The 7,340-nt window shown below is 58.7% G+C and carries 6 protein-coding genes and 1 pseudogene; 6 read left to right on the forward strand and 1 reads right to left on the reverse strand.

Translation table 11 applies throughout. The features are described from left to right. Positions 1 to 133 precede the first annotated feature (133 nt). Positions 134 to 1,043, reverse strand: a pseudogene (locus EXR36_14900) (acetamidase). 43 nt (positions 1,044 to 1,086) lie between these two features. Between EXR36_14900 and EXR36_14905 the strand changes: the two are divergent. From EXR36_14905 to EXR36_14930, 6 genes are all read left to right on the forward strand, one after another. Further along, a complete protein-coding gene (locus EXR36_14905) occupies positions 1,087 to 1,656 on the forward strand; it encodes an esterase (protein ID MSQ60882.1) in 570 nt (189 codons plus the stop codon). An 80-nt stretch (positions 1,657 to 1,736) separates the two neighbouring features. After that, the gene (locus EXR36_14910; protein MSQ60883.1) at positions 1,737 to 3,572 is read left to right on the forward strand and encodes an RNB domain-containing ribonuclease; all 1,836 of its coding nucleotides are present in this window, start codon (positions 1,737 to 1,739) and stop codon (positions 3,570 to 3,572) included. 103 nt (positions 3,573 to 3,675) lie between these two features. Further along, complete coding sequence (locus EXR36_14915; protein ID MSQ60884.1) at positions 3,676 to 4,572, forward strand: energy transducer TonB; 897 nt, start codon at positions 3,676 to 3,678, stop codon at positions 4,570 to 4,572. Position 4,573: 1 nt separating this feature from the next. Next, positions 4,574 to 5,404 carry a shikimate dehydrogenase gene (locus tag EXR36_14920; protein ID MSQ60885.1) on the forward strand — a complete coding sequence of 277 codons (831 nt, stop codon included), beginning with the start codon at positions 4,574 to 4,576 and terminating at the stop codon, positions 5,402 to 5,404. Then, positions 5,401 to 6,096 (forward strand): monofunctional biosynthetic peptidoglycan transglycosylase, encoded by a 696-nt coding sequence (mtgA, locus tag EXR36_14925; GenBank protein ID MSQ60886.1) that lies wholly within the window; start codon positions 5,401 to 5,403, stop codon positions 6,094 to 6,096. Before EXR36_14920 ends, mtgA begins: the two co-directional genes overlap by 4 nt. A gap of 12 nt (positions 6,097 to 6,108) precedes the next feature. Further along, positions 6,109 to 6,990: a formamidopyrimidine-DNA glycosylase gene (locus tag EXR36_14930; protein MSQ60887.1), complete on the forward strand. Its 882-nt coding sequence runs from the start codon at positions 6,109 to 6,111 to the stop codon at positions 6,988 to 6,990. Positions 6,991 to 7,340 lie beyond the last annotated feature (350 nt).

Consider the following 7,340-nt stretch of genomic DNA (forward strand, 5'->3'; position numbering starts at 1 on the left):
TCGAAGAATCCAGGCTGCTTGGGTTTGGGTTGCTTCCTGCGTTTGTCTTTCTTCATCGGCCTCGGGATCACTTTGCGCTTCGAGGCTTTTTATCACATCGATTCCATACACACTACTCTAGAATGCTGAATTATTAGAGGTGCCCTTTATTCAAGTCGCGGTCCATGCCAGCGATGATCCAATGGTCCGGTGTCTCGATGCGCGGCCAGCGAAGCGTCTGGCCCTTGATGACTTCCACCGTGAGGCTCAGTTCGTTGAAGGCCGTTTCGATGGCCGTGAGGTTGATCTAGCCATTGCCTTGGGCCGCGTGCGAATCGCCCGACCACAGCAGCGCACCTTAGACTAAAACGGGAAGGAAAAGCGTGGTGCCCTCGGTGAGTTCGCGGATGTCCATGTTGCCGCCGAAGGCGGCCGGGCGGAACCGTGCTGTAGCGCCCGGGTTCGGCGCGCGCCACCCCGAGGATTCCGGGAAACGGCCGCAGCGGTATCTCGATGTCCGGCGAGAACTGGGTGGTCATCCTGCGCAAGTCGAAGTAGAAGTAGCGCACTTGCCACTCGGGAAACTCATCGGGGAATTGTCCGAGCTTGAGCGCGCCTGGCAGGTTCCAATTGGCCTCGTAGGTACGAGGAACTATTCGGTTGATGCGAATCTTCAGAACGTCACCTGGTTCGGCGCCTTCGATGTAAATCGGACCGGTGATGGTATGCGGGCCCCGGCCTGGATTGTCCACCCGCAGCTTGGTGATCTCCTCGATGCTGACTCCCGGAAGAATCTGGTTGGCGGCCGCCATCATCGTTTCCATCACCACCGTATCGCGGGACTGAATGGAGAGCACGGGCGCTTGTGCGTTATCGAACCATCACCACTGGGTGGTGTCCGGCGTTGCCGGAAGTATGTGGACCCGCCCCACCAACTGCTTCCGCGAGCGCTGCTTCAACAGCGCGAAAGCCTCGATGTCGCGCGGTAGCGCAACCACCGGCAGCGGAAGCGCGGACAGCGCCATGCAACTCGCGAGAAATTTTCGGCGCGGCATATCTTGCATCTTCCCTCCCATGAAATGACTGGCTCGGGCACAATAGTAGTTCATGTTCATCTATATCCACGGCTTCAATAGCTCTCCACAATCAACGAAGGCCCGGCAACTCAAAGCGAGACTCGAATCGCTGGGCCGGGGCGCTCAGTATTGGTGCCCGGCATTGCCAGACAGACCGGCCCAGGCCATGGCGCTTCTCGAATTCGAGGTTATGAAGCATAGGCCGGAAACGGTCACGCTGGTGGGTAGCTCTCTCGGGGGTTTCTACTCCACCTGTCTGGTGGAAAAACACGGCGTGCGCGCGGTGTTGTTGAACCCGGCCATCGTTCCGCACGAGGGATTGGAAGCCTATCTCGGTCCGCAAAAGAATCTCTACACCGGCGAGGCCTACGAGTTGACTCGCGAGCATTTGGCGGAACTGCGCACGTTCCATGTTCCCGAGCCTAAGCGCTTGGATAACTACTACGTCATGGTGGCCACGGGCGACGAAGTGCTCGATTACCGGCACACCATCTCGATCTACGCCGGCGCGCGCCAACTCGTGATCGATGGCAGCGATCACGGTTTCGCGGAATTCGAGAACTACCTCGATTCAGTGATGGATTTCGCCAGTAGACGGTAGACGCCCTCGGCTATAATCCGCGCCCCTCGCAACCTGCGGTTGTTCCGCCTCACGTCTCACGCCTCGCGCCTCACCTCAAAATGAATGTTTTCTACGAAGAAGAAGGCGCCTTCAAGGTCGGTAGCGTGCTGGCCGATCAAAATACCTCGTTGCAGGTAGAAGCACCCCATGGCAAGCGTAGCAAGGTCAAATCGGCGAACGTGATGTTTCGTTTCGAGGGGGCGCTCGGCAGCTTCATGGACCAGGCGGCGAAAGTTGCCGAGGATATCGACATCGGGTTTCTCTGGGAGTGCGCCCCCCAGGAGGATCTCACCTACGAGACCGCCGCCAAGGAGTATTTCGGTCACATCCCATCGCCGCTGGAATCCGCCGCGCTACTCGTTCGCATGCATGGCGCGCCCATGTATTTTTACCGCAAGGGAAAGGGCCGCTACCGGCCAGCACCCGCAGATGCGCTCAAAGCGGCTCTCGCCAGCGTCGAGCGCAAACGCCAGCAAGTGCTCTTGCAAACGCGCTACGTGGAACGACTCGCGCGCGGCGAACTGCCCGAGGAGTTCCGGCCCCATGTGCCCATGCTGCTCTACAAGCCGGACCGCAACTTGATAGAAACCAAGGCCATGGAAGAGGCGGCCGTGAAATGCAAGGTGAGTTCCGTGCTCCTGCTCGAGCGCTGCGGAGCCATTCCTTCTAGCGAGGAATACCATTATGGCCGCCTCCTGTTCGAGCATTTTCCGGAAGGAGCCGAGTTCAGCCTCCAGGACACGAACTTACCGGCTCACGAGAATTTGGTACTCGCGCTCGTGCATGCCTTCAGCATCGATGACGTCACCACCACGGAAATCGACGATGCTTTTACCGTGCGAATGGCGGCAAGCGGGCGCATGGAGATCGGTATCCACATCGCGGCACCGGCCTTGGGCGTTGCCGCCGGCGGCGAGGTGGACCGCGAAGCGGCCCGGCGTTTGTCGACCGTCTACATGCCAGGGCGCAAGGTCACCATGCTGCCCAAGGCGGCGATCTCGCACTACACGTTGAGCGAAGGACGCGACTGCCCTGCTCTCTCGCTCTATCTCGAAGTGGACGAACAACTTAACGTAGTGGCCTCTCGCAGCGTCGTGGAGCGGGTACACATCGCCGCCAACTTACGCCACGACGAACTGGAAAAGCTATTCAACGAAGAAACACTCGAGCGAGGTCTTGGCACTTTTGCGTTCTCCGAAGAGTTGCGGTTTTTGCATCGCTTCGCGTCCCATGTCGAGGCCGTTCGGGGGCGCGGCGAACTGCCGCGCCCGGTGAACATGGACTACAGTTTCTATGTGGAGGATGACCGCGTTCGTATCGTGGAGCGCAAGCGCGGTTCTCCCATGGAACTCCTGGTGTCGGAGATGATGATTCTGGTCAATTCGACTTGGGGACAACTCCTGGCCGACCAATCGTTGCCGGCCATCTACCGCACGCAAGGTGGCGGCAAGGTGAAGCTCACCACCGTGGCCGGGGAGCATCAAGGGTTGGGAGTGGCGCATTACGCATGGTCCAGTTCCCCCATCCGGCGCTATGTGGATCTGGTGAACCAGCGCCAATTGGTGGCTTGGATAAGGGGTGAACCGCTCCCTTATGCCAAGCCCGACGAGCTGTTCATCATCATGCGAGATTTCGATTTGGCCTACGATGCCTACAACGAATTTCAGCGTGGCATGGAGCGTTACTGGTGCTTGCGCTGGCTCTTGCAGGAAGGAGTACGCACCTGCCTCGCTCAGGTATTCAAGGAAGATGTCGTTAAAGTGGGCAATATACCTTTGTTGACACGTCTACCCGCGATGCCGTCCTTACCCGCGGGCACGTTCATCGAGGTTGAAGTGTCGGCGGTCGATTTGTTGGCGTTGAGTTTCCACGCCGAGTACAAGGGAACGCGGTAGCTTCGTGCGGGGAGCCACCATCGCCCAACCGAACCGGCCTGTTAAACTTCCAGCCTAGCTTTCGCTCGTGCATACCTTGGCAGGGACTCTTTCAGTTTATTCGATGCCCGCTCGTTATTCGGTAGCGGGGGATTCGGTGTTGCCCGCGCCGAATTTTTCGCGTTTTTCCGTGGCGCTCGCCATCTCCGTGGTGTTTCATTCCTTTTTGTTGCTTGTCAGCTTCAAGTTCCCCGACCTAAACCTCCTTAAAGACATGCCCACGAGCTTGCAGGTGGTGCTGGTAAACGCCAAATCGGCCACCAAGCCCGTGCAGGCAGATGCCCTGGCGCAGGCGAATTTGGATGGCGGGGGCAACACCGAACTCGACCGCCACGCCAAGAGCAACATGCCGGTGATCCGCAACATGCCGGCGGACGCGGAGCTGGAACTCGCTTCCCAGCGGGTGAAGGAACTGGAAGAACAAGCCAAGCTCATGCTCGCGCAGATCCAGATCACGGACAACCTCGTGGACTCCACCATCGACCTCGTGGAGAGGCCCGTGGAGCAGGAGGCTCCCAACCTCCCCAAGGCGCCTAACGACAAGATGGCGGTGGCCCGGCTCGAAGCGCAGATCGCAAAAGAATGGGACGCCTATCAAAAGCTGCCCAAGCGAAAATTCGTGGGCGCACGCACGCAAATGGTGGCCTATGCGGAGTACGTGGACGAATGGCGCCAGCGTATCGAGCGCGTGGGCACGGAGAATTTTCCGGAAGAGGCGCGCGCGCAAAATCTGTTCGGTTCGGTGCTGGTAACCGTGGCCATCCGCGCCGACGGCACGGTGGAGAAAGTGGAGATCGACCGCTCCTCCGGTTCTCGAGTGTTGGACCGGGCGGCCAAGCGCGTGGTGCAAATGGCGAGCCCCTTCAAGCCCTTTCCCGGCAAGATCCGGCGCGAGACGGATATTCTGCACATCACCCGCAACTGGATCTTCACCCGCAGCGATCTGCTGGTCACCGACTGACGTGACGGACCGGTATGCCGTGGTGGGCAATCCCGTGGCGCATAGCAAGTCGCCCATGATTCATCACGCCTTTGCCAAGCAAACGGGCCAGGACATCGCCTACGAGCGTTTGTTGTCTCCTCTCGATGAATTCCTCCGAACGGTGGAAGGTTTTCGCGCAATTGGGGGCAAGGGTGTGAACGTGACCGTCCCCTTCAAGCTCGAGGCTTATCGCTTGGCCACGATACATTCCGCGTGCGCGCAGCTCGCGCAAGCGTGTAATTGCTTGCGCTTCGACTCAGATGCGATCTTCGGAGACAACACCGACGGTAACGGGATCGTGACCGACATCCAGCACAACCTGTCGGTCCCCCTTCGCGGCCAGCGCATTCTCATCATGGGCGCCGGCGGCGCGGTGCAAGGCATATTGGGCCCGGTGCTCGATTGCGCGCCCGCTCAAGTCATCGTGGCAAACCGCACCGAGGAAAAGGCGCGGCGCCTCGTGGATTATTTCCTGGCTTGCCCCGCCTACGCCGCCAGTCCCATCAGATCCAGCAGCTACGCGGCGCTTAAAGAGGCCGCCTTCGACATCGTCGTCAACGGAACCTCGTCCAGTTTGAGCGACACGCTACCTGCGTTGCCGCCCGGAGTGTTCGCGCGGCGCGCGCTCGCTTACGACATGATGTACGGCAAGGGGCGTACTCCTTTCCTTGCTCACGCGCGCGAGCAAGGTGGCGGCATTCTGGCCGATGGTTTGGGCATGTTGGTGGAGCAAGCAGCAGAGTCGTTTCTGGTGTGGCGCGGCGTGAGGCCGGCGACCGCGCCCGTCATCGCCATGCTGAAGGCGCCATGAAAAGAAAGCTGCACTGGAGCGCCAAGATTTTCTTGTTGCTGTTGTTTCTTCTGGTGGCCTATCAACTTTGGATATTTGCCCACATTACATGGTGGCGCTGGTTCAATCCTTCCACCAGCGCATTCATGGAAGACCGGTTGGAAATTTTGCAGGAGAAAAATCCAGACGCCGAACTGCGCCACCGCTGGATGCCCTACGACAAAATCTCCAGGAACCTTAAGCGAGCCTTGATCGCGGCCGAAGATGCTCGTTTCTTGGAGCACGAAGGCTTCGATTGGGAAGCCATCGAAACCGCCTACGAGAAGAACCTGAAAAAGGGCAAGATCGTGGCGGGCGGGTCCACCATCAGCCAGCAATTGGCCAAGAATCTTTTTCTATCGAGCAAGCGCTCGCCTTGGCGCAAGTTGCAAGAAGCCGTCATCACCGTCATGCTCGAAGCCGTGTTGAGCAAGCGGCGTATTTTCGAGATTTACTTGAACGTAATAGAATGGGGTAACGGCGTGTTTGGCGCGGAGGCCGCGGCGCGTTACTACTTCAACACCAGCGTCGCCAATCTCGGAGAGCGGCAAGCCGCCCACATGGCCGCCATGGTGCCCAATCCGCGTTACTACGATAAGCGCCGCAGCACGCCTTTTCTTGAACGCAAGACGGCCATGATCCTGGCGCGCATGCCGGCCTCTGACATTCCATAATCCGGCACGGCGATGACGGAGTTGCCCGATATCGAAGTCTATCTGGACGCGCTGCGCAAGCGCACCCACGGCAAGACCCTTGAGCGCACCCAGATCCTTAATCCCTTTGTATTGCGCTCCGTAATCCCTCCCGTGCAGGCGCTGGAAGGCCAAGCCGTGCAAGGCTTGCGCAGGGTAGGAAAGCGCGTCGTGTTCGAATTCCGCGAGGAGCTGTTTCTCGTCTTCCATCTCATGATCGCGGGGCGTTTCCATTGGCTCGATCGCACCAAGAAGACCCATCCAAGGGGTGCGTTGGTTGTCCTCGATTTCGAAACCGGGAAACTTGTTCTCACCGAAGCGGGAACCAAGCGGCGAGCATCCTTGCACGTCGTTCAAGGAGAGCATGCGTTGAATCGATTGGACGCGGGCGGGCGTGATGTGCTCGCGATGGATTTCCCTACGTTCAAAGCGCAACTACAACGCGAGAACCATACATTGAAGCGAGCACTCACCGATCCTAGGCTATTTAGCGGTATCGGCAATGCGTACTCCGACGAGATTCTTCATGCAGCGAAACTCTCTCCCATCTCGCTTACGCGAGACTTATCCGCCGAGCAGATGATGAGCCTGCTCACGGCGATTCAGAAAACGCTCGCGAACTGGACGCAGCGCTTACTTAATGAGGCGGGCGAGGGCTTCCCCCAGCATGTGACCGCCTTTCGCGAGGGGATGGCCGTGCATGGATGCTTCGGCAAGCCTTGTCCGGTATGCGCGGCGCCCGTGCAGCGCATCGTCTACTCGGAAAACGAAACCAACTACTGCGCTCGTTGCCAGACCGGGGGAAAGATCTTGGCTGACCGCGCGTTATCCCGGCTACTCAAAAAGAGTTGGCCGAGAAATATCGATGACCTGTAAGGCAAAAAAAACCCGCCATGACGGCGGGCTAAAAGGAGGAGAGTGTCTGAAGCGTTGGTTAAGCTGGTGAAGCAAAAGGGGAGGGACTTCTCATTGCGCCATCGAACGCCCGAAACGGGTTGGGAACAAACTCGCTGAATTGCACTTGCCGTTCGTATTCGGCGAGATCAGATTCATATTCCGCCGATACGCTGTTTGCCGGGTTGGTCTGGTCAATGGGGCTCATGGTTTCCTATCCTGCCTTGGGATGCTGTCGTTACTGTCGCAAGTAACACGCTATCGCTCGTATCAGTAACCGCGGCGCTGGCGAGAGGCCTATCGCAGCCAGCGTGCCAGAACAACAGTGCAAT

Source organism: Betaproteobacteria bacterium, from assembly GCA_009693245.1.
Lineage (GTDB): Bacteria > Pseudomonadota > Gammaproteobacteria > Burkholderiales > SHXO01 > SHXO01.